Below are 25,061 nucleotides of genomic sequence, written 5' to 3' on the forward strand. Positions count from 1 at the left end.
AGCAGGTATCGTCGGGGCATGATCCGGATCAGCCTCGGCGCACTGGCAGGCATCACCCTGCTGCTGGCCGGTTGCGGATCCCCAGGTCATGGGATCATCATGGCGACGCCGCCGCCGAGCCCCACCCAACTGGCCCCCACCATCGCCCTGCCGCTGGACGTCAAGCGGTACGCGGAGAACCCGTGCTCGATGGTCCAATCGGGCCAGCCGGTCACAAAGGACCTGCTCCCTGGCAGCAATGACGGGGCCAGCACCTGCGTGTGGCGGGCGCGCACGCCGCAACAGCCGCTCATGACAGCGACCGTCGACCTGGTGTCGGGTGGCCTGGAAGGCCTGTACCGCAAGCGCACCAGGCTCCCGTACTTCGAGCCGACCGAGATCCAGGGCTACCCCGCCGTGCGCTACGACCCGGAACGCGCTGTACCCGACCAGGGACGGTGCGCGATCAGTGTCGGCGTGGAGGATGACGCGCTGCTGACGGTCACCACCACCATCGCGGATCCGAAAACGCTGAACTTCCCCGTTCCGTGCCCGGACGCGGATTTGCTGGCCAACGCCATCATCGCCGACATCACGAGGCGCTAGCCGAGGTTGTCCGCGCCCCAGCGGGCCAGTGCGACGCGTGAGGTCAGGCCGAGCTTGGCGTAGCTGTTGCGCAGGTGGGTCTCCACGGTCCGCTGGCTCAGGAACAGCCTGCCCGCGATGTCGGCGTTGGACAGGCCTTCGGCCAGTAGCCTGACCACGTCCGTTTCCCGTGTGGACAGCGGGCCTGTTCCCCGTGCCGAACGGATCCGCACGCCCAGCGCCCGGGCGGCGTGGCGGGCGCGGTTGACCCACGGCACAGCTCCAGCCCGCTCGAACACTTCCAGCGCCGCCATCACGGCGTCGGCGTCGGCGAGGTCGAGTTTGGCCCGCGCGGCGAACAGGACGGCGCCCATGTTCTCCAGGCGGGTGACGGCGTCGGCCAGCAGATCCTGGTCCGCTGTCCGGACCGCGGTGAACCGGTCGGCGAGCGCGACTGCCAGGGTTGCCTCGTCGCCGAACGCGCGCAGTGCTTTTTCCGCGTGGGCGGGGGAGAAGAGCGGGCGGATCATGGCCGCGTACGGGTCGCAGAACAGCGGGAACAACCGGAAGTCCGGGTCGGGGGATTCCTCGCCGTGGTTCTCCGTGTGCAGCGCGATCGCGTTGTCCGCCAGCCGGGTCACTTCGATGACGCCGAGATCGGGCGCCCGGCAGACCTGGTGCGCTTTGCCCAGATCGGCCGCCGCTTCGGCAAGCTCTCCCGTTTCCGCGTGCAGGAACGCTCGTTGCGCCAACGTCCTCGCCTGGTGGCGCGGCAACCCCACGGACAGTTCCAGTGCTCTGTCGACCTCGGCGAAGGCTGCGGTGAAGTCACCGGTCAGGTAACGCGCGCACGACAACACATACCGCGCGTAGCACGCGTGCGTGGGTATCTCGATCGAATGCTTGTTGTCCACGGCCTCCAGCGCGAACTCGATCGCCCGGGGGAGGTTTCCGGTCAACGCGTGCAACGGGCTCAGCACCACACTGATGCGCTGTCCTTGGAACGCCTGCTCCGCGTCGCATTGCCTGGCATACCCGATCGCTTGTTCGCCGTATCCGACCGCGTCGGTGAACTTGCCGTCGAGCATTGCCGTGATGGTCTTGCCCAGGTAGCCGATCGCCTGCGCGGCAACGGGACGGCCGGTATCGGCGAGTTTCGCCATCCGGGCGGTGGCTTCGCGCAGATCGGGTTCCTGGTCGTGGCGCGCCACGTAGATGAACTGGTGGACGCCCGCTTCCGGGTACTGGTCCTGTATCGCTTCGGCCGTGCTGGTCAGGTGCCCGCGGGCGTCGGCGTCGTCCTGGCGTTCCGCGTTGAGCAGCGCGAGCCGGAACCGCAGTTTGCCCGCGGCGGCGTCCAGGCCGTGCTTGAGCGCGGTGTCCAGGCCGTCCGCCCACGCCTGCACGGCGTCGTCGAACTTGCCCATGCCCTGGTAGGCGCGGCCGATGCCCTCGGCGAGGTCCGGGACGTCCTGCGGGGCGGCGATCTCGGCTGCCGCACCCAGGTAGCGGGTCGCCTCGTCGGTGGCCCGCATCGCCAGCGCACGCCACCCGGCCTTCGCCATCACCCGGGCCGCGCTGCCGGGGTCGACCAGGTCACCTGCTTCCCGGTAGTGCGGCGCCAGCGTGAGCACGTCGTCGGCGTTGGTGCACTCGACCGCCTTGATGACCGCCGCGTGCAGCGCTCGTCGCTCGGCGATGGTCATCTCGGCGTACGCGACCTCGGCGTACAGCGGGTGCGCCACGTGGTAGGTCAGGCTTCGCCCTGATGCGTGTTCGGTGAGCAAGCCGTCGGTGATGAGACGTTTCAGCGCCGCGGGCGCGTCGCATATCTTGCGCAGCACCTCACCGCTGGACGCCTGCCCTGCCACGGCAACGGTTTCCAGCACGGCTCGTTCGGCGTCGCCGAGGGTGCGGAGCCGGTCGAGCACGACGTCACGCACGATCGCCGGGATCGTGCCGGACCGGTCGAGACCACTGTGGACGAGCGCGGTGACGAACAGCGGCACACCCTTGGCGCGCCGGGTGATGTCGTCGAGCAACTCCGGTGCGGGTGGTGCGCCGAACAGTTCGGCCACGAGGGCCGCCACAGCCGTGTCGGACAGCGGCGACACCTCGACCTCGGTGCCGCTGCGGCGGACCGTCGCGCTGAGGCTGTCCAACGGGGGATTGGCGTCACCAGGCCGGTACGCGCCGAGCACGAGCACGTCGGCGGTGTTGCGGCCGAGGTAGTGCACCAGTTCCACCGTGCCGCGGTCGGCCCAGTGCAGGTCGTCGATGAAGAACACGGCTGGCGCCATGCTCTGCACGAGCCGCGCGATGGCGTCGAACATCCTGGTGCGGTTGAGATCCGGGTCACCGTCCAGGTATGCGGCCGGGACCTCCTGGTGTGACAGCAACCTGCCGAGGCAGTCGTCAGCGGGGGCGTCTGCGTGCGGCCGGATGGCGTCCACGATCGGCCCGTAGGCCAGCCCGGCCTGCAGCGGATGGGCCTGGGCGCGCAGCACGGTCATCCCGCGCTCGGCCGCCGCGTCCATGACGTGAGCGGCGAGCCTGGACTTGCCTATCCCGGCCTCGCCCCGCAGCAGCACCATGCCGTGCGCCGAGTCGAGCGCCGCGCGCAGCGCCGCCAGTTCGGTGTCCCGCCCGAGGAGTCTCATGACAGGTTCTCGGTCGCCCAGCGCGCGAGCGCCACCCGCGTGGTCAGCCCGAGCTTGGCGTAGCTGTTGCTCAAGTGGGTCTCCACAGTTCGTCCACTGAGGAACAACCGGGTAGCGATGTCCGCGTTGGACAGCCCTTCGCCGAGTAGCCGCACCACGTCGGTCTCACGGCCGGTGAGCGGCCCGTCGTGACGGGCAGGCCGGACGCGCACACCGGACACGCGGGCGAACTGGCGTGCGCGATTGGCCCAGCTCGCGGCGCCTGCCCGTTCGAACACGTCGAGCAGGCGCGGCACGTCAGCGGCGGAACCGGTGACCTCGGCGTGTTCCAGCCACGTGTGCGCGGCGAACAGCTCGGCACCCATCGAGCCGAACCCGCGGGCCGCGTCCGCGAGCAGGCCGGCGTCGTTGGTGCGAAGCCCGTCCAGCCGGTCGGCGATCGTGATCATCAGGCGAGCCGGGAACCTGAACGAACGCAGCGCCGCGGCACAGGCGACGGCGGATGCGGGATCCGCGTTCGCGAGCGCGGCGAGGCCGGTGTACATCAGCCGCAGCATGGTGGTGCACGGGTCGCTGAAGATCTGCGACTCGTCGGGCGGGTCCGGCGCGGCCGGCTCACCGGCGTACAGGGCGACCGCGGTGCCCGCCAGCGAGACCAGGTCGACCAGGCTCTCCTCCGGCGAGCGGTACGCGGCTTTCGCCTCGGCGAGCGCCACCTTCGCCGCACCGAGATCTCCTTGCTCTGCCAGCAGGAGCGCGCGCAACGCGCGGATGCGCGCGATGGGCCGGGGCAGGCCGGAGGCTTCGGCGACCTCGATGCCGTCGGCGGCGGCGCGCAACGCCGTGCCGACGTCGCCGGCGACATAGCGGATCAACGACAGCGCGTAGTGCTCGAAGCACGCCAGCGACGGCAGTTCGACCAGCGACCCGGTACGCACGATGTTCTGCGCACACTCGATGGCCGGTTCGAGGTCCCCGTTGGACGTGTAGAGCGCGCTGAGGATCAGCTGGAAGTACTGGGCGTGGAAAGGAGACTCGTCAGCACACCGGCGGGCATGCGCGACGGCCTGCTCGCAGTGGCCGAGCGCGGGCCCGAACTCCCGGTCGACGATCGCCCGGATCGCCTGCGCGAAATGGGAAACGGCTCGCACCGCCGCCGGATTGCCCGCGCCAGCCGACTTCTCCAGCGCCGTGCTGAGGTCACGAGCCTCGGCGGCGCTGCCGCGCCGGATGACGTAGACGAACGTCTGGATGGCCAGATCGGGCGAGTCCAGCGAGACCTCGCGGACCTTCGCCAGCAGGCTGTCGTTGGCCCTGGTCGAGTCCTGGCGTTCGGATTCGAGCATGGCGAGCCGGAACCGCAGGTTCACCAACGACTTCGCCAGCTCGTGCCGGTGCGCGACGGCCATTCCCCGTTCCCACGCGTCGGCGGCGGCGTCCAGCTCGCCGAGCGCCATGTGGGCACGCCCGATGCCGTCGAGCAGCTCCGCCTGCTGTTGGGGCTCCGCGGTGTCCGCGGCTGCATCGAGGTAGCGGATCGCCTCCTCGCCCGCCCGCATGGCCAACGCGCGCCACCCGGCCTCAGCGAGGACAGCCCGTGCCTTGGCGGAATCGGCCGCGTCACCCGCCTCGCGGTAGTGCGGTGCGAGGGCGAGCACGTCCCCTGGGCTTTCCCGCTCGATCGCACCGAGTACGGCGGCGTGCAGCTCCCGTCGTTCACCGATGGTCAGTTCGGCGTACGCGACCTCGGCGTACAGCGGATGCGCCACGCGATAGGCCATCGCGCGCCCCACGGGCCGCTCGACGACGAGACCGTTGACGATCAACCCGCGCAGCACGTCCCGTTCGCAGGACAGATGCCGCAACACCGAACCGGTCGCGGCCTCGCCCGCCACCGCGACGACCTCGACCAGCCTGCGTTCGCGCTCGTCGAGTCGGCGCAGCCGGTCGAGGACCACGTCCCGCACGATCATGGGCACGGCAGTGCCTTCGTGGACACCGCCGCGTACGAGTGCGGTGACGAACAACGGGACACCCTCGGCACGCTGGGTGACGTCGTGCAGGAAATCCGGTTCCGGTCGCCTGCCGAGCAGCTGGGTCGCCAGCTCCGCCACGGCCTCGTCCGCCAGCGGCCCGAGGTCCACCTCGGCACCTGCCCGGCGCGCGGTGACAGCGGCTTGCTCCAGCGCAGGATTGGCCTCGCCCGGCCGGTACGCGCCGAGCACCGGCACGGCACGAGCCAGGTAGTGCACGAGTTCGATCGTGCCGCGGTCGGCCCAGTGCAGGTCGTCGACGACGAACACGGCAGGCGCGAGCCGGTCGACCAGCTGGGCGACAGCCTCGAACATCCGCGTCCGGCCCAGCGCGGTGTCCACGCCTACCACCCGGCGACCGGGGCTGGCCAGCAGGGTGCTCAGGCCGTCCACGCTCGTCGGCGCCGGGACGTACGGCCTGATCGCCTCCACGATCGGTGCGTACGCCAGCCCAGTGTGCAGCGGGTGCGCCTGCCCGTACAGCACCGTGCGGCCACGGTCGGAAGCCAGGTCCATGAGCTGCTCGAGCAGCGCGGATTTGCCGATGCCCGCCTCGCCGCGGACGAGGACGATCCCGCTGGGCCGGTCCAGCGCCCGCGTGAGCACCGCGAGCTCGTCCGCCCGCCCGAAGACCTGGGATTTCATCAACCCCCGAGGTTACTCACGGCGTCGACGGAATTTCGGCGAGTAACAGCCCGCTGCGGGGTTTCGGCGTGAAATATGTCGCCTTCCTCGGCATCTGCCTGCCCGTGGCGTGCACGGCCAGGACATCGGCCAACGGGACCGGCGCGGTCAGCAACACCGCGTCGGCGTCCGGCCGGGCCGGGCGGCCGGGCGGCAACGGCCGCAGGTGCGGCCCCGCGGGATCCAGGCCGAGCGCGCGTTCGACCATCAACTGCTCGACCAGCCGGTGGTCGATCTCCAACCCGTTGCGCGGCAACGTCACCCGCAGCGCCCCGGCGGCACCGAGCACCACCACCGTTCCCGGCACGGCCGGGGCGGTGTGATCGGCGCTCGGCTGGACGTCCAGACCCGCCTGCCGCCAGCGGGCGGCCAGTTCACCCGTGCTGAGACCGGTACCGGTGAGCACCCGGTGGATGGGGCCGATCCGCAGGTCCGGGCCCGCCGTGATCAGGGCGAGCAGCGAACCGCGCCCGGCGCGCGCCGCCGCCGCGACACGGTGGTTGCCGTCGGCGACCAGCAGCGACTGCGCTGATGCGGCGGCGAGCAGGTCGTCCTGCAGATCTCCCTTGCCTGCCAGCCACATCCGGCTTCGCCTGCCCGCGGAGTCGGTCAAGGACACCGCTGGTTCACCCAGTCGCGCGACCGCGTCACACATCAGCCGGGTGAACCGCGCGCCGCCGCCGGCCGGGACGAGCATCGCCGCACTCGTGGCGCAACGCAGCCCGCTGAGCATGGTGGCTCGTTCGGCGACGACGTCCGGGTAGACCTCCTCGGTGTGCCGGACGTAAGCCAGGCCGTCCGCGCTGACCGCCGCCGGGTCGACCACGCACAGCAGGCCCAGCGCCGAGCCTTCCGGGCCGTCCCCCCACGACAGCCCGACGACGTCGGTGACCTGCTCGTAGTGGCTGGCACGCAACTGGTCCAGCGCGGCGTGCGTGATCGGCAGCGCGGACAGCACGTCCAGTCCACTCGCGCGGGCGGTGGGCGTCCGGTGGGGGTGCTGCACGGCCAGCAGCGTGCCGTCCGCGGCGCCGGGCTGGGCCAGCGCCGCGATCACCTGGTCGGGCTCGGCGAACTCGTCGACGCCGGGACCGGGAATGGCGTCGCGCACGACCCAGCCGCGACGAACCGGCGATACCCAGGTGTCCATCCCACCAACGTTAGACCCCGAACGAGGAATGCGACACAATCGCGGCCGTGACGGTTCTCGTACTCGGTGGACGCAGTGAGATCGGCCTCGCGGTGGCCAAACGCCTCGCCTCGGAGAAGATCGTGCTGGCAGCACGGCGCGGCGCGTCGCTGGACGCCGAGGTCGAACTCCTGCTGGCGGCGGGCGCGCCCTCGGTCGAGCGCGTCGAGTTCGACGCGGACGTGCTGGACACGCACGGCCCGTTCCTCGACGACGTGGTCACTCGGTTCGGCCCCATCTCGGTCGTGGTTGTCGCGTTCGGGATCCTCGGGTCGCAGGAGCGGGCGGCTGAGGACGCCGAGCACGCCGTGTCGATCGTCCACACCGACTACGTGGCGCACGTCAGCGTGCTGACGCACCTGACCCGGCTGCTGCGGCAGCAGGGCGGCGGGACCGTCGTGGTCTTCTCGTCGATCGCTGGTGGCCGGGTGCGCAAGGCGAACTACGTCTACGGGTCGGCCAAGGCCGGACTGGACGGGTTCGCCTCCGGCCTGGCCGACTCGTTGCACGGCACCGGGGTGCGGGTGCTGACGGTCCGGCCGGGATTCGTGATCGGCCGGATGGCCGCGGGCATGTCACCCGCGCCCTTCGCCAGCACCCCGGACCAGGTCGCGGAGGCGACCGTGAAAGCGTTGCGCGGCAACCGGTATGACATCTGGGTGCCGGGAATCCTGCGCTGGGTCAACGCCGTCTTCCGTGTGCTGCCGCGTGCCGTGTGGCGCCGCATGCCGCGCTGAGGTCAGACCACGTTGCGCTCCGGGCGTGCCGCGCCGGCGCCGAACCGCGTGACATCCAAAGAGGACACGTCGACCACGGGTGGCCGGCCCAGCACGAGGTCGCGCACGACCTCGCCGACCGCCGGTCCTTGGAGGAAGCCGTGCCCGGAGAACCCCGTGGCGTACAGGAACCGGGACACCGCGCTGGACTCGCCGATGATCGCGTTGTGGTCGGGGGAGACCTCGTAGAGCCCCGCCCAGCCACGGGCGATGCCGACCTCGGTGAGCGCGGGTGCCCGCCGGGCGGCCGCGGCACCGAGCCGTTCGAGCCATTCGTCGGACGTCCGCGTGTCGAAACCGTACTCCTGGTCCGGATCGGACATCCCGATCAGCAGTCCCGGCCCTTCGGCGTGGAAGTAGAACGTGGTGCCGAAGTCGATCGTGAACGGCAGACCCGGCGGCACCGCAAGCGGTCCGGTGACCCGGATCTGTCTGCGCAACGGCTTGACCGGCAACGAAACACCCACCATGTCACCGATCGCGCCCGACCACGCGCCCGCCGCGCACACCACGGTCGACGCCCTGATGAACTCCTGATCGGTCCGCACGCCGACGATGTCGCCGCCGTCGACGACGATTCCCGTGACCGTGCAGTGCTGACGGATCGTGGCGCCCAACCGCCGGGCCGCGACGGCGTATCCCCGCACCACGGCCTCAGGTGTGCAGTGCCCGTCACGCGGCGACCAGGTCGCGGCCACCAGGCCTTCGGCCGAGATGAACGGGGACAGCCCGCGGGCCTCGGCCGGCGAGATCATCCGGCTGGGCACACCCATGGAGTTCTGCAGCGACACGCCCGCTTCGAACGCGGCCACGTCGTCCGGATCGTCCAACAGGAACAGATACCCGTGCTGGCGCAGGTCGATCTCGGCGCCCGGCCGGGTGCCGAACCGCTCGAACGCCTCCAGGCTGCGCAGCCCCAGCGCGATGTTCACCGGATCGGAGAACGTCGCCCGCACGCCACCCGCCGCGCGGCTGGTGCTGCCGGAGCCGAGCACGTCGCGCTCCAGCAGCGTCACCGCGGCACCCGCCTCGGCGAGGTGGAACGCGGTACTCACGCCCACCACACCGCCACCGATGACCACGACGTCGGTCATAGGCGGAAGTCCACGTCCGGCACGATCTCCGCGACGTCCATCTGCGCCTTCTGCAACTTGCCGGAGAAGTCCCAGTTCATCGACTGCCAGCGGGTGAACTGGTCGAGCACCCAGACACCGGACTGGCGGCTGCCGTTGCCGGACTTGCCGTTGCCGCCGAACGGCAGGTGCGCCTCGGCACCGGACGTCGAGTTGTTCACGCTGACCATGCCCGCGCCGATGCCTTGGCGGAAACGGAAAGCGTTCGCGGGATCGGTCGTGTAGATCGACGACGACAGCCCGTAACCCGGCTTGTTCGCCAGTTCGATCGCCTCGTCGAGCGTGCGGTAGGTGGTCACGCCGACGAGCGGCCCGAACGTTTCCTCCAGGAAGACCCGGTCGTCCGGGCGGACACCGTCCAGGATCACCGGGTGGTAGAACAGGCCCTTGGACGGCTCCCCGGCGAAGCCTTCGCGCGGGTTGTCCGAGGTGATCCGGCCTGTGCCAGTCGAGCCGTACACGGTGTGGTGCTCGCCGATCCAGCCGAGGTACTGCTCGTAGGAGTCGGCGAACTTCCGGTCGAGCAATGGTCCGAAAAGGACTTCACCGTCCGGCTTGCCCGCTGTCGCGGCGCGTGTGGCGGCGTCGAACCGGCGGACGAACTCGTCGTGCACGCTTTCGTGGACGATGACCGTGCCCAGCGAGGTGCACCGCTGACCAGCGGTGCCGAAGCCGGAGAACAACGCGCCTTCGACGGCCAGGTCGAGGTCGGCGTCCTCGGTGACCACCATCGGGTTCTTGCCGCCGAGTTCCAGGCACGGCGACTGCAGGTGCCTGCCGCACAGCTCGCCGATCTTCGAGCCGACCGCGCTCGACCCGGTGAACCCGACCTTGTCGACCAGGCCCGCCGCCAGTGCCTGCTCCAGACCGTCGAAAGTGGACTGACCGTCGGCGAGCACGAGGTTCAGCACGCCATCCGGCAGCCCGGCGTGCCAGATCAGGTCGGCGAACGCCTTCGCGCTGGCCGCCGCGTACTCCGCGGGCTTCCAGACCACGGCGTTGCCGCACAGCAGCGCGGGCACCAGGTACCAGGACGGCACGGCCACGGGGAAGTTGCCCGCGGTGATGATCGTGGCGACCCCGACGGGGACGCGGAACGTGAACAGCTGCTTGTCCGGCATCTCCGACGGCACGGTCTGGCCGTAGAGCCGTCGTCCCTCGCCGAGGAAGAAGTCGCAGGTGTCGACGATCTCCTGCACCTCACCGCGTGCCTCGGCGATCGGTTTGCCGATCTCACGCGTGACCAGTTGGGCCAGCGTCTCCTTGTTGGCGGCGACCAGCCGGCCGAGCGCGGCGACGAACTGGCCGCGCACCGGTGCGGGCACGGCCGCCCATTCGCGCTGGGCGCGCCTGCCGGATTCGGCGGCGGCCCGCACGGCGTCCGGACCGGCGAGCCGGACCGTCGCCACCACGTCGTCGAGATCGGAGGGGTTGACCGACTGGTAGTCGGCGCCCGTTGACCAGGTTTTGCCTTCGATAGTCGTTTCGAGCACGGACCTCACGTTAGGACATGGGCGGCCATGTCCGCGGCCCTCGTTCGCCGGTCGTACTCGGACACCAGGCCCGGCCAGTTGCTGACCACGCGCCCCGACACCGTCCGGTACCAGCTGCCGCACGAGGTCCACACGGTGTCGCGCAGCCGAAGCCGCATCTCCTCGTCGAAGCGCTCGGCGACGTCGGCGCGTACCTCCCAGCGCCTGTCCCGGCCGCAGGCGGGCGACCAGCTCGGCGATGTAACGGGCCTGCCGTTCGAGCATGTAGATGATCGACCCGGCACCCAGGTTGGTGTTCGGGCCGTACATCAGAAACAGGTTCGGGAATCCCGGTACCGAGATTCCCAAGTACGCTCGCGCGCCGCCTGCCCACGCCCCGGCGCGCAGGTCCACGCCGTCCTTGCCCTTGATCCGCAGGGGAGCGAGCAGATCCGTGGCCTCGAAACCGGTTCCGAAGATGATCGTGTCGGCCTCGTGCTCGGTGCCGTCGGCTGTCCGCACGCCACGTGGGGTGATCCCGGCGATCGCGCCGGTCTCCAGCCGTTCGGCTCGGTCAGCGCGGGGTAGTAGTCGTTGGCGAACAGGATCCGCTTGCACCCGGCCGGGTAGTCCGGCGTCAGCTTGTCCCGCAAGCGGCGGTCACGGACGTGCGAGCGCAGGAACAGCAAGGACAGCCGTTGGATGAGACCGGCGATGGCGGCGTTACCGACCAGGCCCATGGTCAGCACCTCGCACAGCGCCCACAGCCCGCCACGCCCGGCCAGCTGGAGCTGCGGCACCCGGCGGAACAGCACGTGGTGCCAGCGCGTGTACCGGCGGTCGAACTTCGGCAGCAGGTAGGCGCGGTGCGTTGGAAGACCGTCAGCTGACGCACCTGCCGCTGGATCTTCGGCACGAACCGGATCGCGCTGGCCCCGGTGCCGATCACCGCGACGAGTTCGCCGGTCAGGTCGTGCTCGTGGTTCCACTGGGCGGAGTGGAAAGCCCGGCGCGGAAGTCCGCTATCCCCGGAATGCCGGGCCCGGACGGCCGGGACAACTGGCCGACGGCCGGGATGAGCACGCCGAACTGGAACGTCTCGCCGGACGCGGTGCGCACCCGCCAGCGCCCGTCGAACTCGGCGTCGGTGACCTCGCTACCGAACCGGATGTGTCTGTCGATGCCGTGCTTCTTCGCAGTGGCCCCAAGGTATGCGTGGATTTCCGCTTGCCTGGAGCATCGGCGCGGCCAGGTGCGGTGCGGCTAGTAGGAGAAGCTGTACAGCGGCGACGGCACGCCACACGCCACCCAGGTCGGCGGCCCTCTCCAGCAGGGTGATGCGGGTGATCCCGGCCCGGCGCAGCTCGATGGCGACCCCGATCCCGGCGAAACCCGGCCCGATGATGCCGACCTCGGTCATCCAGTGACGTCAACCCGCGTCATCCCGTCGGGGGAACTGCGGAAGGGTGAGCGTCGCGGCGGTGGTGGCGAGCCACGTCAGCAGGTCGGCCAGCGGGATCTTCTCGTGCCAGCGCTCGGCCTGCCCGCGCAGCACGAGTTCGCCCGCGCCGAGCCCGACCCCGGTCAGCCGCAGGCCCCGGGGCAGATCGGGGATCTCGACGACGGTCGGGCGCAGGCGCTCGACACCGCGGAACCGCACACTGCCCAGCTGCAGCACCTTCGGGCGCAGCAGCACGCCGTGTTCGACGACGACGGGTTCGACCTCGACGTGACCCCATGTCCGGCGGCGCGCCCAGCGCACCCGCATCACGCTGTCGTGGTCGATGTCCACGATCAGATCCGGCTGGACCTCGGCCACCTTGGCCCGCACGACGTCGGCGGCCAGCGTGATCGCCACGTCGACGTCGCCTGCCATCACACTGGGCGACGGCAGGGACTGGAACCTCAGGTCGCTGGCGGTGATGCCGAGCCGGCGCACCGGCGTGCCCGGCCAGGCCACCTCGCGCGCGGCGATCCTGACCCTCGGCACCTGGCCGAGCGCGAGCCCGAGCGGGTCGACCTCGGCGTCGATCTCGACCGGCGTGAGCGTGACGTCCGCGTCGCCGACGCGCATGGTCAGCTCACGACCGACCACGCGGTCACCCGCGGCGCGGACGGCGGCCTGCAGCACCGCCGCCGGGCTGCCCGAGACGAGGGCCTTCCCGGCGGCGAGCAGTCCTTCCAGCTCGCGCCACGGCCAGCTCACTGCTCGGGGTCCGCCGGCTTTTCGCGCCGGGGCAGCGGGCGGATCCTGACCACGCCCGAGTCGAGGTCGAGCGGGCCGTGCTCGAACCGCTCGCCGTCACCCTGGTCGTCCGAACTCTCCTTGCGCATCTTGGGTGCACCGAAGAGTTCTCCGAACTGTGCCATTCCCCTACGGTAGCCGCACCAGCGGTTGCCGGGCAGTACGCCGGGGTACCCAGTCCGGATGGACGACGACTTCGACTTACTGCGCCACGCCAGGGCGGGAGCTCGGGAGCTGGTCACCGTCGCGAGGCAGGGCAACACCGCGGGAGTGTTCGACGTGCTGCGCAAACTGACCGGCAGCAGCGACATCGTCGGCTTGGACACGCGCCTGATCGTCGGCCAGCTGGTTTGCGCGTCGGCACAGATGATGCTGCTGCGCGTCGGCTCCCAGCCCCAGGATGTCACGTATGCCGTCGACCTGCGCGACGACGACGAATTCGCCGTCCCCATCGACGAACTCGAACCGCCCTTGCGTGCCACGGTCCGCGCGTTGCTCGCTCAGCTCAACGGGCGGCCGGACGAGGCGGACTTCCAGCTCGACCTGGCGTTGTGCGAGCAGACCGTGCCGACCACGCTGGACGTCGTCGTGCATTCGCTGCTGTGGACCATCGGGTTGCTGGAGTGGTGCGAGGCCGAGCAGCAGTCACCGCCCGCCTGGCTCGCCACGGACATATCCCGCAACTGAGACTTCCGGCGAGCGCCCCTCGGGTTCGGGGGCCACTCGCCGGAAGCCGTCACGTCACGTCGCCGAAACCAGGACAGCAGCCTCAGTAGGCGCGTTGGCCGGGGGAGCCGGGACGGCCCTTGACCTTGCCAACCGCGTTCTGGATCTGGTTGTGGTACTTGCCCCTGGTCCGCTTGTCGACGAACTGGCCGGCCTTGTCGGCCATCCGGGCGACCTTCTCGGGGTTCTTGCGCGCATACCGGCGTGCGGCCTCTGCCGCGCCGGCCAGCACGGTCAGCTTTCGGAACAGTCGGGCCATGGTGAACCTTTCACGAGCGGGTGCTTCCGTCCTGACAACGTCCGGGATACCCACTCCGGTTCCGGTCAAATCACCCGCTCGGCCCTCATGACGTGCCCCAGTTGGCCCATCCGATGCGTGTGCGGAGAGTGATCGACCGACACGCTGGGCGAGTGAGATCGACTTCACACGGTACCCAGACCGGATCTGGCACTCTGATCTCCGGCGACCGGTGTCGTTTGCCGGTGAGATCCGGAACAATGGCTCGGGCGACGTCGGTGAGGCGAGGGGGAAGACCTGTGGGCGTGCTGGTTCGGTCGGGTGGCTGGAAAGGTGCCTTGGCGCGCAGGGTCGTCCTCGCCGCACTCGGGTCCCTCATCGCCGGTCTGCTGAGCGCGGTTCCCGCTTCCGGGGCTGAGGAGGAAGCCGAACAACCGACCACGGTCGCCGGTCTCCTCGGCTACTACAAGGACCTCAGCAACAAAGCCGAACGGGTCAACGAGGACCTGCTGCGCATCCAGGAAGAGCTGGACGCCAAGCGCAAGGAGTCCAAGGACGCCGGTCAGCGCGCGGACTCGGCCCGCAAGCAGGCCGACGAGTTCCGCGCCAGGGTGACCCAGGCCCAGCAGGACAAGTCGCGAGTCGACTCGTTGCTCTCGCCCGCGGGTGACCTGAACGCGATGAACGCGTTCCTGACCGGCAGCAGCCGGGACGACGTGGTGAGCAGGATGCGCGCGGCCAGCATGGCCTCGCAGCTCAGCGGAACCGCGGCGGAGCAGGGACGCAAGGCCGTGATCGACGCGGAGCGCGCGGCGAAGGACGCCACCGCCGCGCAGAACGAGGTCCGCCGCTCAGAGGCGACGCTCGAAGCAGGCGCGACACAGGTGCAGCGCCGCCGTGACGAGCTGGCCAAGCAGATCGAGCAGGTCAAGGGCGTGATCGACCGCTTGACGCCGGAGCAGAAGGCGTTCCTCGCCGACAACGGCGACAGCCCGACCGGCGTGCCGATCCCCGAAGGCGACGTCGGTGCCGTGCTCAGGTACGCCCTCGCGCAGATCGGCCGCCCGTACGTGTGGGGTGCCATCGGGCCGGACTCGTTCGACTGCTCGGGCCTGATGCTGACCGCGTACCGGGTCGCCGGGGTGAAGCTGCCGCGCGTGTCGATCCAGCAGTCGGCAGTGGGGCAGTCGATCCCGCGAAACCAGGTCCGCGCAGGCGACATGATCTTCTACTACACCCCGGTGCACCACGTCGCCATGGCGATCGACGGCAACCGCGCGGTGCACGCCCCGAGCTCGGGCCAGAACGTCAAGATCGCCCCGATCGACTCGATCGGCCCGGTCACGGTGATCCGCCGGGTGATGAACTAGCGGCAGCCAGACCGAACTGCCCACGGGGCCGCGACAGGCAGAAGCGGCCCCTGCTGGGCGATCGTGTCCTGCTCGGCGACCCGGTGCCGGTTACTGCGGTTTCGTGACTCGGCCCGATCCACGCTGGATGGCATGAGTTCGTGCTGTGCTGAGTGACTGGGTGGTGCGGGTTTGCGGTGCTGAGTGGTCGGGCGGTGGGAGTTCGCGGTGCGCTCAGCGGCTGGGTGATACGAAGTCGCGGAGCGCTGAGTGGCACGGGTTCGTGGTGTGCTCAGTGGCTGCGTGGTGTGAGTCGCGGTGCGCTGAGCGGTGTTGGTGAGTGGGGGTTCGGCCCAGCGGCACAGGCAGGTGGCTGCGGTGCCCGGTCGTGGTCAACGGCCGGGCAGGGGCGTGTGTCGATGTGCTGGGATGCCTGCTAGACGGCGACTGTCGCGGTGATGAACGGGTCCGGGTCGGCGACGATGGCACGGACCGCCGACACGGCCGCGCCGCGCACGGCTGCCTCCGTGCCCAGAGTGGACGGCAGGATCCGCATCTGCGACCAGGTCGCGCTGACCACGCGTAGGTTCAGTTCGTCCAGCAGGAGTTCGTGCAGCCACGGTTCGATCCGGGCGTAGGTGCCGCCGAGCACGATCGTCGGCACGTCCAGCAGGTTGACCACATTGGACAGCGCGGTGCCCAGCCACCTCGCCACCGAGCGGGTCGCCGTGATCGCCTTGCGGTCGTTGTCCCGCAGCCGCTCCACCAGGGTGTCGACGTCCGGCACGCCCGCGTGGCGCAGGATCGTGTCCTGACCGGCCATGGCTTCCAGGCATCCCCGCGCGCCGCAGGAGCACTGCGGGCCTTTGCTGTCCACCGGCAGGTGGCCGATCTCGCCGCCGAAGCCGCGCACGCCTTCGAACAGCTCGCCGTCCATCACGATGCCCGCGCCGATCCCGATCTCACCGGACACGTGCACGAAGTCCCGCAGCTCACCGTGGTCGCCGCCCCACATCTCGCCGAGCGCGGCGAAGTTGGCCTCGTTGCCGACCAGCACCGCTGTGTCGCCGAGGTCCACGCGGTCGCGCAACTCCGTCTGGACGTCCACGTCGCGCCAGCCGAGATTCGGGGCCGTACGCAGGAAACCCGTGGACGACTCGACCAGTCCCGGCACGGCCACGCCGACCCCGCCCACCTGCGTCGGCAGTTCTGTCAGCGCTGTCCGGATGGCCCGGGCCACCTTGGCCAGGACCCGGTTGGCCGGCTGCGAGCGGTTGTCGGCCGGGCGGATCCGCTGCGCGGCGACCGAACCGGTCAAATCGACCAAACAGGTCGCGATGTAGTCCACGCCGATCTCCACGCCGAGCCCGTGCGGACCGGCGGGGGACAACGACAACGCGGTGCCGCGCCTGCCGGGGCCCTCGCGCCGCGCCGGTTCGCCGTCGACGACGAGGTCCGCGGCGATGGCCCGGTCGACGAGGCTGGACACGGTCGCCTTGGTCAGCCCGGTCCGCGCGGCGACGCCCGCACGCGAGATACCAGGGGAATCGGCGATCGCGCCGAGCACGAGCGCTGAGTTGTGCCGTCGGACAGTGTGCTGGCCCGCTGGCCTCGACTGGGTCACCCCGTCATGCTAGTGGCGGCATACGAAGGAGTGGTTGCACCACCACTACGGCCGATATAAGTTCAGGCATCGAACTATTGATGGCTCGACCCGGGAGACGTCGTGAACGAACAGCCCACGCGTGCGGACAGATTCAGCTTCGGCTTGTGGACCGTGGGATGGCGGGCGGCCGACCCGTTCGGCGAGGCGACGAGGCCCGCGCTCGACCCGGTCGAAGCCGTGCACCGGTTGGCCGAATTGGGCGCGTACGGCGTCACGTTCCACGACGACGACCTGATCCCCTTCGGTGCCGACGACACCGAGCGTGACCGGCACATCGCCAGGTTCACGCGGGCGCTGGCCGACACCGGGCTCGTCGTGCCGATGGCCACCACGAACCTGTTCACCCATCCCGTCTTCCGCGACGGCGGCCTGACGAGCAACGACCGCTCGGTCCGTCGTTACGCGCTGCGCAAAGTCATGCGCAACATGGATCTCGCCGCGGAGCTCGGCGCGCAGACCTACGTGCTGTGGGGCGGCCGGGAAGGCTCGGAGACCGACGCGGCCAAGGACGTCGCGGCGGCGCTGGACCGGTACCGCGAGGGCATCGACACGCTCGCCCAGTACTCCATCGACCAGGGCTACGGCCTGAAGCTCGCGCTGGAGCCCAAGCCGAACGAGCCGCGCGGCGACATCTTCCTGCCCACCATCGGGCACGCGCTCGGGTTCATCTCCACGTTGCGGCACCACGAGATCGTCGGCCTCAACCCGGAGGTCGGCCACGAGCAGATGGCCGGGCTGAACTTCGTGCACGGCGTCGGCCAGGCGCTGTGGCAGGGCAAGCTGTTCCACCTCGACCTCAACGGCCAGAAGGGCCCGCGCTACGACCAGGACCTGATCTTCGGGCACGGCGACCTGCTGTCCGCGTTCTTCCTCGTCGACCTGCTCGAGAACGGCGGCTACGAAGGCCCGCGGCACTTCGACTACAAGCCGTTGCGCACCGAGGACAGCGACGGCGTCTGGGCGAGCGCGGCCGCGAACATGCGCAGCTACCTGCTGCTGCGCGAGCGCGCGCGCGCTTTCCGCGCGGACCCCGAGGTGCGGGACGCGCTGGCCGCGTCCCGTGTCCCGGAACTGTCGGTACCGACGCTGTCGCCGGGCGAGACGCCCGCGGACCTGCGCGCGGACACCTCGGCCTTCGAGGACTTCGACCCGGACAAGGCCGCCGAGCGCGGCTACGGCTTCGTCCGTTTGTCGCAACTGGCCGTGGAACACGCCATCGGCGCGAGGTGACGGGAGGCGGCCCGCTGAGTGCGGGCCGCCCCGCTCCTCAGCGCCGCAGGTCGATGACCGCGGCGATCAGCCTGTCCACATCGGATTCACTGGTGTACGGCGCGATGCCGGCGCGGACCGCGCCTGCATCGCCGAGCCCGAGCCACCGGGCGCACTCCAGCGCGTAGAACGTCCCGGCCGGGGCGTTCACGCCGCGCGCGGCGAGTTCGCGGTAGACAACGGCCGGGCCGATTCCATCCACTGTGAACAGTGTGGTCGGCGTCCGGTCGCGGTCCGGTGAGCCGTGCGTCCTGGCCACGCCTGCCAGACCGGCTTCCAGTCGCTTGTGCATGGCGCTCTCGTGCTGCTCCAAGGCCTGCATCGACTGGGCCAGGCGCGTGCGCCGCGGTCCGTCACCAGGGGTGAGGTCGGCGAGGAAGTCGATGGCCGCGGTGGTCCCGGCCAGCAGTTCGTACGGCAGCGTGCCGTACTCGAACCGTTCCGGAACGGCGTTGGTCGCCGGCAGCAGCTTGTCGGGACGCAGTGATTCGAGCAAAGCCGGTCGCGCGGCGACGATTCCCATGTGCGGACCTAGGAACTTGTACGGCGAGCACGCGTAGAAGTCCGCGCCCATCGACTCGACATCCACCCACGCGTGTGGCGTGAGGTGCACGCCGTCCACGTACACCAACGCGCCCGCCTCATGGGCCTGCGGGGTGATCCGGGCGATGGAGGGCCGTGTTCCCAAGAGGTTCGACGCCGCGGTGACCGCGACGACGCGGGTCCGTTCGGTGAGCAGCTTCGTGATCGCCGAGACGGGTAACTCGCCGGTCGCCCGGTCGAACTCCGCCCAGCGGACACGCACGCCGTTGGCCTCGGCGGCCTGCACCCACGGGCGGATGTTGGCGTCGTGGTCCAGTTTGGTGACGATCACCTCGTCGCCCGGCTTCCACTGTCTGGCCAGCGTGCGGGACAGGTCGTAGGTCAGCTGGGTCATGCTCCGGCCGAAGATCACGCCCGACGGCTGGGCGCCGAGCAGGTCGGCGGCGGCCTGTCTGGCCGACTTGACGACGTACTCGGCTCTCAGCTCGGACGCGGTGATCGAGCCCCGGTTGGAGATGCCCGACCGCATGGTGCTCGCCACGGCGTCGGCGACCACGTCGGGAACCTGCGACCCACCGGGCCCGTCGAAGTAGGCGACACCCTCCTGCAACGCCGGGAAATGCGCACGTACAGCCGCTACGTCGAATGGCATGCCGCCGACACTACCCGCGCTGGGGCGGCCGTCACCCTGGTTTGACCATGCCGACCTGCCAGGCGTCCAGGTAGCGCGAGCGGAACCCGGCCTCGCAGTAGGCGAGGTAGAAGTCCCACATCCGGCGGAACACCGGGTCGAATCCCGCCGCCGAGACCTTGTCCCAGCCGGCGAGGAACTTCTCGCGCCACTCGTGCAGCGTCCGCGCGTAGTGCGCGCCGAGCTGGCGCTGGGTGGTGATTCGCAGGCCCACACTGTCCACATTGTCCTGGATGGCCGGCACCGAGAGCAGCTGGCCGCCGGGGAAGACGTACTTGTGGATCCACGTGTACGAACGCCGCGTGGCCAGCATCCGGTCGTGCGGCATGGTGATCGCCTGCAACCCCACGCGCCCGCCTGGCCGCAGCACCCGGTCCATGGTCTGGAAGTAGGTCGGCCAGTACTCCTCGCCGACCGCCTCGATCATCTCGACCGAGACCACGGCGTCGTACGTTCCCCGCGCGTCGCGGTAGTCCCGCAGCTGCACCTCGACCTGATCGCTCAGCCCGGCCTCGGCGATCCGCCGCTCGGCCAGCTCCTTCTGCTCGCCGGAGATCGTCAGCGTCGTCACGCGTGCGCCACGGCGTGCCGCGCGGATCGCCAGCGCGCCCCACCCCGTGCCGATCTCCAGCAGGTGCGTGCCCTGCCGGACGTCCGCGAGGTCGAGTATGCCGTCGATCTTGCGCAGCTGCGCGGTGTGCAGGTCGTCCCCTGGCGCGAACCAGGCCGACGAGTACGTCATCGACGGGTCGAGGAACACCTCGAACATGTCGTTGGACAAGTCGTAATGGCGGTGGATGTTGGTACGCGCACCGTCCACGGTGTTGCGTTCGTCGTCCGGGCGGGTCGCGTCCACCCAGCGCCGCAACACCTGCAGCGGCTTGGGGATCAGCACCGCCATCCGGCGGGCGAACGGTGTCAGCAGGCCTGCCGGGTCGTTGCTGGTCCAGTCGCCCGCCATGTAGGCCTCACCGAAGCCGATCTTGGCGTCCACGCCTAGCCGGTGGAAGAAGTCGTCCGGCCGGATCAGCCGCATCACCGGGCCGCCGAGACCGATGCGTTCCCCGCCGGGGAAGGCGACCTGCACCGGCAGGCGGCGCACGGCCTGGCGGAACAGCCGCTCGGCGAGCCACGCCCGGACGGCGGACCGGGACGGCGTGGTCAAACCGGGTGAGAGTTCAATCGCGGTAGCGGTCACTGGACACCTTCCTGCGGAACGTGGGGTGGTCGTTTCACAATCGGCACCTTGCGCAGCCACAGTGCGATGCCGTGCCGACGGATCAGGGCGCTGACCAGCCGGGTGATCAGCGGGCGGTTGGCGACCGCGCGGACGATCTCCGGCGTGCTCGCGGGCCTGCGCACGCCGCGCAGGGTGGCGATCAACGGCGTCTGCCCGTGCTGGGTCAGCCGGATCGTCAGCGCCAGCCGTTCGCCCGGTTCGGGCAGCCGCATCCGGTAGTCGCCGCCCATCTGCTGGAACGGCGACACGTAGAACTCCTTGGCGGTGACGGCGTAGTCGTGCTCGTCGGTGTCGAGCAGGTAGCAATGCCGTTCGCCATATGTGTTGTGGACCTCGGCGACCACGCATGCCAGTGACCCGTCCGGCCGGTGGCACCAGAACACGCTGATCGGGTTGAACACGTGCCCGAGCACGCGCGCGTTGGCCAGCATCAGCACCTGGCCGCCTTCGAGGTCGATGTGGTGGCGGCCCAGCCACGCGTCCAGGTTGTCCCTGATGGACTTCGCGGGGTCGCCCAAGTGGTCCCGGCCTTCGAAGTGGGCGAACGGCCGCAGCCACCACGGCAACCGGGGCAGGTGGTCCAGGTCGACCAGCCACATGTAGACGCGGTGCCGGAACACCCGGCGCGGCGGGACCTGCCGGACGTGCTCGACCTCGGCCAGGTACAGCGCCGCCGGGTTCCGGGTTGCCGTGTCTGGGGCGGTCACCAGGTCGCTCCGAGAGCGGCCGCCGCGCGTACACCGGAAGCGCAGCCGTCTTCGTGGAACCCCCAGCCGTGGTACGCGCCGGCGAACGCGACCCTGTCCGTGTCGAGCTCCGGCAGGCGGCGTTGCGCGGCAACGGAAGCGGGGGTGTACACCGGGTGCTCGTAGACCATCTTGGCCAGTACGGCGTGCTCGGGGATCCGGCCGGTCGCGTTCAGCGTGACCACGTAGTCCAGCGGCTCGGCCAGCCGCATCAGCCGGTTCATGTGGTAGCTGACCAGCACCGGGGCGTCGTCGTCGGCGCAGGCCGCCTTCAGGTAGTTCCACGACGCCGCCGCCCCCGAGGTGGCCGGCAGCAAGGACGCGTCAGTGTGCAGCCACGTCTCGTTGCGTGAGTACGTGAACGCCCCGAGCACCTCGCGCTGGCTCGCCGTCGGGTGTGTCAGCATGGCCAGCGCTTGATCGGGATGAGTCGCGATCACCACGCGGTCGACGCGGTGTGCCTGTCCACTGTCGTCGCGGATCTCCACACCGTCGTCGCGGACGGAGACCGCGCGGACCGGTGTACTCACGTGCACGGCGGACAAGTTCTTGGCCGTACGCTCCACATAGTTGCGTGAACCGCCGACGACCGACCGCCACTGCGGAGAACCCGTCACCGACAGCATCCCGTGGTTGGCGAGGAACGCGAACAGGTACCGCGCCGGGTACTCCCGTGAGACCCGGGGACCGGCCGACCACACCGCGGAGACCACGGGCAGTACGAAATGCTGCACGAAGTACTCCGAGTAACCCCCGATGGTCAGGAAAGCCCCCAGCGTGACGTCCTCCAGCGACTCGTCGCTGAGTACCCGCCTCGCGTGCCGGTGAAACCGTGTGACCTCGGCCAACATCCTCAGGTACCGCGGCCGGAGGTTGTCCGCCCGCGGGAACAGGCCGGGCAGTCCCTTGGCGCCCGCGTACTCCAGCCCGCACCCAGCACATCGGACACTCATGGACATCTCGGTCGGCTGCGTGTCCACATCGAGCTCATCGAACAGCCGCAGCAGATTCGGGTACGTCCGGTCGTTGTGCACGATGAAACCGGTGTCCACGGCCACCACGCCACCGTCCGGCGTGGACACGTCCTGCGTGTGCGCGTGCCCGCCCAGTCGCGACTCGGACTCGAACAAGATCACATCGTAACGGCGTTGCAGCAGGTAGGCGGCTGTGAGTCCGGCGACACCCGCGCCTATGACAGCCACTCGGTTCGGTAGCACGCCGGTCATTCGGAGCCGGGCTGGCCCCGGTTTGGCGGTTCACCAATCCGAGCCGTGGGTCACGTCGAACCACAGGTGGACGAAAGGGGTAGCTGTGCGCGTGGCACCTGAGCTGGTTGGACTGGTCGAACGGCTGCTGGGGGCGAAGATCCCGGTGGGTGTGCTGGCGTGGGACGGCAGCAGGGCGGGCAGCCCGGACGGGCCGTGTGTCGTGCTCAACTCACGGCGGGCGCTGCGGCACGTGCTGTGGCACCCGGGTGAGCTGGGCCTGGCCAGGGCGTATGTGACCGGTGACCTGGATGTCGACGGCGACCTGGCGGAGGGACTGAGCCGGTTCTGGCGGCTGGGGCGCTCGATCAAGCCGTCGCCGAGGGACTGGGCGGAGATCGTGAAGCTGGCGGTCCGGCTGGGCGTGATCGGCCCGAGGCCCAAGCCCCCGGTGGCCGAAGCCCGCCTCGGTGGCAGGCTGCACACCCGAAGCAGGGACCGCGCGGCGATCGCGCACCACTACGACCTGTCGAACGACTTCTACCAGCTGCTGCTCGACGAGAGCATGGCCTACTCGAGCGGCTACTGGACCTCCGGCGCGGCCTCGCTCGCCGAGGCGCAGGCGGCGAAGCTGGACCTGATCTGCCAGAAGCTGGACCTGCGGCCGGGGATGCGACTGCTGGACGTCGGCTGCGGCTGGGGCTCGCTGGTTGTGCACGCGGCCAAGCACTACGGAGTGCACGCCACGGGGATAACGCTGTCCGCGCAGCAACGCGAACACGTGCTGAAGCGAGCCGAGGGTCTCACTGTGGACGTCCGGCTGCAGGACTACCGGGAGCTGGCCGACGAGCCGTTCGACGCGGTCGCGTCGATCGAAATGGGCGAGCACGTGGGGGAGGAGAACTACCCCACCTACGCGGCGACCCTGTACCGGATGCTGAAGCCCTCGGGACGGCTCGTGCTCCAGCAGATGTCCCGCGGTGCGGTGGCGCCGGGCGGCGGCGCGTTCATCGAGACGTACATCGCGCCGGACATGACCATGCGCCCGATCGGGTCGACGCTGAACCACCTGGCGGCAGCGGGCTTCGAGATCAGGGACGTGCACGCGATGCGCGAGCACTACGTGACCACGTGCCACGCGTGGGCGGAAACCCTGGAGAAGCGCTGGGACGAAGCGGTGAAGCTGGTCGGCCAGGAGCAGGCCAGGATCTGGCGGCTGTACATGGCAGGCGGTGCGCTGGCGTTCGCCGAGAACAGGATGGGCGTAGACCAGGTCGTGGCGGTCAGGACGACGGTGGACGGCCGAAGCGGCATGCCTTCCGTACGGGAGCAGCTCACGAGCGTGGTGGACTGAGTCTCGCCCCGAGCGGTATGCCTGCTCGTCGTGGCTTGGCGTGGCCGAAGGATGCCTTTCAGTACACGTGTTGCCGGTAAACGTGGTGGAGTGAGCACATGTTCCTGTTGAACCTTGCGGTCAGTGCGGGTGCGGTTGCCGTGTTGCTCGGGGTGGTGTTCGCCATCTCGGTGCGCCGCGGACGGCACGACTTGATCGATGTCGCGTGGGGTCTCGGGTTCGCGGTGGTCGCCGCGGTGTCCTGGGCGATGGGTGCACAGCCGGGGTGGCTGATCGCCGTGCTCACGATCGTGTGGGGCGTGCGGCTGGGGATCCACATCGGACTGCGCAATCGCGGCAAGCCGGAGGACCCGCGTTACGTGGCGATCCGCAAGCGGGCGAAGGGAAACCCGAACCTGCACCTGGCGCTGAAGGTGTACCTGCTGCAGGGCGTGATCCTGCTGTTCGTGTCGCTGCCGGTCCAGGTCGCCCAGTACACCGCGGCACCGCCGGTCTGGCTCACGGTCATCGGCGCACTGGTGTGGCTGGCCGGGTTCGGCTTCGAGACGATCGGCGACTGGCAGCTGAGCCGGTTCAAGTCCGACCCGGCCAACAAGGGCAAGCTGATGACGACGGGCCTATGGAGGTACACCCGGCACCCGAACTACTTCGGTGACGCGGCCGTCTGGTGTGGACTGTACCTGCTGGCGTGCGGGAGCTGGGCAGGCGCGGCCACGGTGTTGTCACCGGTGCTGATGACCTGGCTGCTCACCAACGGTTCGGGGAAACCGTTGACCGAGAAGCACATGCGCAAGTCCCGGCCGGACTACGCGGCATACGCCGACCGGACGAGCGGGTTCTTCCCACTGCCACCCAAGCGGGCCTAGCTTCACACTCCTGCCTGAACACGTCGCCAACGCGGTGTTCGCGTTGACCGCGGGCGACCTGTCACACACAACAGCAGTGCACATCCTCCAGCCCGACCGCTACCTCGGGCAGCAGGCCCGTGATCACGACCTCGGCGGTGCCCATGACGAACGCGCTCACGCCATGGCCACCAGTGCCAGTGACATCACGCGGTCCCGTTGGGGCTGTCGATCCCGTCGGCGCCGGGGTCGCCGCGGCCTTCCTGCGTTGGTGTTCACCGCCGTCGACCTGGGCGCGAGCAGCGGCCGGTTGATGCTGAAGACCGTGGACGGCGAGATCGCACTGACGGACCCCCTGCCCGCCTTGCCGCCGAGGTCGGCGCAGCGGCGGCCCGACAGCGCCACCGACCGGGTAGAGACACCATGGAAGGGC

Annotated in this window: 22 protein-coding genes; 7 read left to right on the forward strand and 15 right to left on the reverse strand. The window is 69.9% G+C overall.

Going from position 1 to position 25,061, the window contains the following annotated elements:
- Positions 1 to 18 precede the first annotated feature (18 nt).
- A complete protein-coding gene (locus tag AOZ06_RS21110) occupies positions 19 to 585 on the forward strand; it encodes a DUF3558 domain-containing protein (RefSeq protein WP_054290987.1) in 567 nt (188 codons plus the stop codon).
- On the opposite strand, the gene AOZ06_RS21115 is transcribed toward AOZ06_RS21110, so the two are convergent.
- From AOZ06_RS21115 to AOZ06_RS21125, 3 genes are read right to left on the reverse strand one after another with little or no spacing between them, the layout of a single operon-like run.
- Positions 582 to 3,224, reverse strand: coding sequence for an ATP-binding protein (locus AOZ06_RS21115; protein WP_054290988.1), 2,643 nt, complete (start codon positions 3,222 to 3,224; stop codon positions 582 to 584). The two genes, AOZ06_RS21110 and AOZ06_RS21115, sit on opposite strands and share 4 nt — an antisense overlap.
- Positions 3,221 to 5,902: a helix-turn-helix transcriptional regulator gene (locus AOZ06_RS21120; RefSeq protein WP_054290989.1), complete on the reverse strand. Its 2,682-nt coding sequence runs from the start codon at positions 5,900 to 5,902 to the stop codon at positions 3,221 to 3,223. The genes AOZ06_RS21115 and AOZ06_RS21120 overlap by 4 nt, the downstream gene beginning before the upstream one ends.
- Before the next feature lie 16 nt (positions 5,903 to 5,918).
- Positions 5,919 to 7,091, reverse strand: a complete 1,173-nt coding sequence (locus AOZ06_RS21125) for a DUF1015 family protein (RefSeq protein WP_054290990.1) — start codon at positions 7,089 to 7,091, stop codon at positions 5,919 to 5,921.
- 47 nt (positions 7,092 to 7,138) lie between these two features.
- Between AOZ06_RS21125 and AOZ06_RS21130 the strand changes: the two genes are divergently transcribed.
- Complete coding sequence (locus AOZ06_RS21130) at positions 7,139 to 7,867, forward strand: SDR family NAD(P)-dependent oxidoreductase (protein ID WP_417999957.1); 729 nt, start codon at positions 7,139 to 7,141, stop codon at positions 7,865 to 7,867.
- 2 nt (positions 7,868 to 7,869) lie between these two features.
- Here AOZ06_RS21130 and AOZ06_RS21135 read toward each other — a convergent pair whose 3' ends face one another.
- From AOZ06_RS21135 to AOZ06_RS56490, 6 genes are all read right to left on the reverse strand, one after another.
- Complete coding sequence (locus AOZ06_RS21135; RefSeq protein WP_054290992.1) at positions 7,870 to 9,000, reverse strand: NAD(P)/FAD-dependent oxidoreductase; 1,131 nt, start codon at positions 8,998 to 9,000, stop codon at positions 7,870 to 7,872.
- Positions 8,997 to 11,033, reverse strand: coding sequence for an aldehyde dehydrogenase family protein (locus AOZ06_RS21140; protein WP_335338408.1), 2,037 nt, complete (start codon positions 11,031 to 11,033; stop codon positions 8,997 to 8,999). Before AOZ06_RS21140 ends, AOZ06_RS21135 begins: the two co-directional genes overlap by 4 nt.
- 444 nt (positions 11,034 to 11,477) lie before the next feature.
- Entirely contained in the window at positions 11,478 to 11,630 is a 153-nt protein-coding gene (locus tag AOZ06_RS61665; RefSeq protein ID WP_335338409.1) for a hypothetical protein, read from the reverse strand.
- Positions 11,631 to 11,667: 37 nt separating this feature from the next.
- A complete protein-coding gene (locus tag AOZ06_RS61670) occupies positions 11,668 to 11,931 on the reverse strand; it encodes an NAD(P)-binding protein (protein WP_335338410.1) in 264 nt (87 codons plus the stop codon).
- A gap of 9 nt (positions 11,932 to 11,940) precedes the next feature.
- A complete protein-coding gene (locus tag AOZ06_RS21150; protein WP_054290994.1) occupies positions 11,941 to 12,717 on the reverse strand; it encodes an LmeA family phospholipid-binding protein in 777 nt (258 codons plus the stop codon).
- Entirely contained in the window at positions 12,714 to 12,881 is a 168-nt protein-coding gene (locus AOZ06_RS56490) for a hypothetical protein (protein ID WP_157233145.1), read from the reverse strand. Before AOZ06_RS56490 ends, AOZ06_RS21150 begins: the two co-directional genes overlap by 4 nt.
- 58 nt (positions 12,882 to 12,939) lie before the next feature.
- On the opposite strand from AOZ06_RS56490, the gene AOZ06_RS21155 reads away from it, so the two are divergent.
- Positions 12,940 to 13,443 carry a hypothetical protein gene (locus AOZ06_RS21155; RefSeq protein ID WP_054290995.1) on the forward strand — a complete coding sequence of 168 codons (504 nt, stop codon included), beginning with the start codon at positions 12,940 to 12,942 and terminating at the stop codon, positions 13,441 to 13,443.
- Positions 13,444 to 13,525: 82 nt separating this feature from the next.
- Here AOZ06_RS21155 and AOZ06_RS21160 read toward each other — a convergent pair whose 3' ends face one another.
- Positions 13,526 to 13,741 (reverse strand): antitoxin, encoded by a 216-nt coding sequence (locus AOZ06_RS21160; protein ID WP_054290996.1) that lies wholly within the window; start codon positions 13,739 to 13,741, stop codon positions 13,526 to 13,528.
- 317 nt (positions 13,742 to 14,058) lie between these two features.
- Here AOZ06_RS21160 and AOZ06_RS21165 point away from each other — a divergent pair, with 317 nt between their 5' ends.
- Positions 14,059 to 15,090: a C40 family peptidase gene (locus tag AOZ06_RS21165; RefSeq protein WP_169798956.1), complete on the forward strand. Its 1,032-nt coding sequence runs from the start codon at positions 14,059 to 14,061 to the stop codon at positions 15,088 to 15,090.
- A gap of 415 nt (positions 15,091 to 15,505) precedes the next feature.
- Here AOZ06_RS21165 and AOZ06_RS21170 read toward each other — a convergent pair whose 3' ends face one another.
- The gene (locus AOZ06_RS21170; protein ID WP_054290998.1) at positions 15,506 to 16,693 is read right to left on the reverse strand and encodes an ROK family transcriptional regulator; all 1,188 of its coding nucleotides are present in this window, start codon (positions 16,691 to 16,693) and stop codon (positions 15,506 to 15,508) included.
- A gap of 102 nt (positions 16,694 to 16,795) precedes the next feature.
- On the opposite strand from AOZ06_RS21170, the gene xylA reads away from it, so the two are divergent.
- Positions 16,796 to 17,965, forward strand: coding sequence for a xylose isomerase (xylA, locus tag AOZ06_RS21175; RefSeq protein WP_054290999.1), 1,170 nt, complete (start codon positions 16,796 to 16,798; stop codon positions 17,963 to 17,965).
- 37 nt (positions 17,966 to 18,002) lie between these two features.
- On the opposite strand, the gene AOZ06_RS21180 is transcribed toward xylA, so the two are convergent.
- From AOZ06_RS21180 to AOZ06_RS21195, 4 genes are read right to left on the reverse strand one after another with little or no spacing between them, the layout of a single operon-like run.
- Positions 18,003 to 19,199, reverse strand: coding sequence for a cysteine desulfurase-like protein (locus tag AOZ06_RS21180; protein WP_054291000.1), 1,197 nt, complete (start codon positions 19,197 to 19,199; stop codon positions 18,003 to 18,005).
- Between the two features lie 31 nt (positions 19,200 to 19,230).
- Positions 19,231 to 20,436: a class I SAM-dependent methyltransferase gene (locus AOZ06_RS21185; RefSeq protein WP_218922031.1), complete on the reverse strand. Its 1,206-nt coding sequence runs from the start codon at positions 20,434 to 20,436 to the stop codon at positions 19,231 to 19,233.
- Positions 20,433 to 21,185 (reverse strand): DUF1365 domain-containing protein, encoded by a 753-nt coding sequence (locus tag AOZ06_RS58950; protein WP_054291001.1) that lies wholly within the window; start codon positions 21,183 to 21,185, stop codon positions 20,433 to 20,435. The genes AOZ06_RS21185 and AOZ06_RS58950 overlap by 4 nt, the downstream gene beginning before the upstream one ends.
- Positions 21,182 to 22,450 (reverse strand): NAD(P)/FAD-dependent oxidoreductase, encoded by a 1,269-nt coding sequence (locus AOZ06_RS21195; RefSeq protein ID WP_179950831.1) that lies wholly within the window; start codon positions 22,448 to 22,450, stop codon positions 21,182 to 21,184. Before AOZ06_RS21195 ends, AOZ06_RS58950 begins: the two co-directional genes overlap by 4 nt.
- A gap of 85 nt (positions 22,451 to 22,535) precedes the next feature.
- Between AOZ06_RS21195 and AOZ06_RS21200 the strand changes: the two genes are divergently transcribed.
- Entirely contained in the window at positions 22,536 to 23,783 is a 1,248-nt protein-coding gene (locus AOZ06_RS21200; RefSeq protein WP_054291002.1) for an SAM-dependent methyltransferase, read from the forward strand.
- Between the two features lie 98 nt (positions 23,784 to 23,881).
- Positions 23,882 to 24,649, forward strand: coding sequence for a DUF1295 domain-containing protein (locus tag AOZ06_RS21205; protein WP_054291003.1), 768 nt, complete (start codon positions 23,882 to 23,884; stop codon positions 24,647 to 24,649).
- Positions 24,650 to 25,061: the final 412 nt, after the last annotated feature.

Source organism: Kibdelosporangium phytohabitans (assembly GCF_001302585.1).
Lineage (GTDB): Bacteria > Actinomycetota > Actinomycetes > Mycobacteriales > Pseudonocardiaceae > Kibdelosporangium > Kibdelosporangium phytohabitans.

Excerpts from the sequence above, each read along its gene's own strand:
- AOZ06_RS21110 (WP_054290987.1), top strand. The coding sequence starts at position 19 with ATGATCCGGATCAGCCTCGGCGCACTGGCAGGCATCACCCTGCTGCTG.
- AOZ06_RS21115 (WP_054290988.1), bottom strand. The coding sequence starts at position 3,224 with ATGAGACTCCTCGGGCGGGACACCGAACTGGCGGCGCTGCGCGCGGCG.
- AOZ06_RS21120 (WP_054290989.1), bottom strand. The coding sequence starts at position 5,902 with ATGAAATCCCAGGTCTTCGGGCGGGCGGACGAGCTCGCGGTGCTCACG.
- AOZ06_RS21125 (WP_054290990.1), bottom strand. The coding sequence starts at position 7,091 with ATGGACACCTGGGTATCGCCGGTTCGTCGCGGCTGGGTCGTGCGCGAC.
- AOZ06_RS21135 (WP_054290992.1), bottom strand. The coding sequence starts at position 9,000 with ATGACCGACGTCGTGGTCATCGGTGGCGGTGTGGTGGGCGTGAGTACC.
- AOZ06_RS61670 (WP_335338410.1), bottom strand. The coding sequence starts at position 11,931 with ATGACCGAGGTCGGCATCATCGGGCCGGGTTTCGCCGGGATCGGGGTC.
- AOZ06_RS56490 (WP_157233145.1), bottom strand. The coding sequence starts at position 12,881 with ATGGCACAGTTCGGAGAACTCTTCGGTGCACCCAAGATGCGCAAGGAG.
- AOZ06_RS21155 (WP_054290995.1), top strand. The coding sequence starts at position 12,940 with ATGGACGACGACTTCGACTTACTGCGCCACGCCAGGGCGGGAGCTCGG.
- AOZ06_RS21160 (WP_054290996.1), bottom strand. The coding sequence starts at position 13,741 with ATGGCCCGACTGTTCCGAAAGCTGACCGTGCTGGCCGGCGCGGCAGAG.
- AOZ06_RS21180 (WP_054291000.1), bottom strand. The coding sequence starts at position 19,199 with ATGCCATTCGACGTAGCGGCTGTACGTGCGCATTTCCCGGCGTTGCAG.
- AOZ06_RS21195 (WP_179950831.1), bottom strand. The coding sequence starts at position 22,450 with ATGACCGGCGTGCTACCGAACCGAGTGGCTGTCATAGGCGCGGGTGTC.
- AOZ06_RS21205 (WP_054291003.1), top strand. The coding sequence starts at position 23,882 with ATGTTCCTGTTGAACCTTGCGGTCAGTGCGGGTGCGGTTGCCGTGTTG.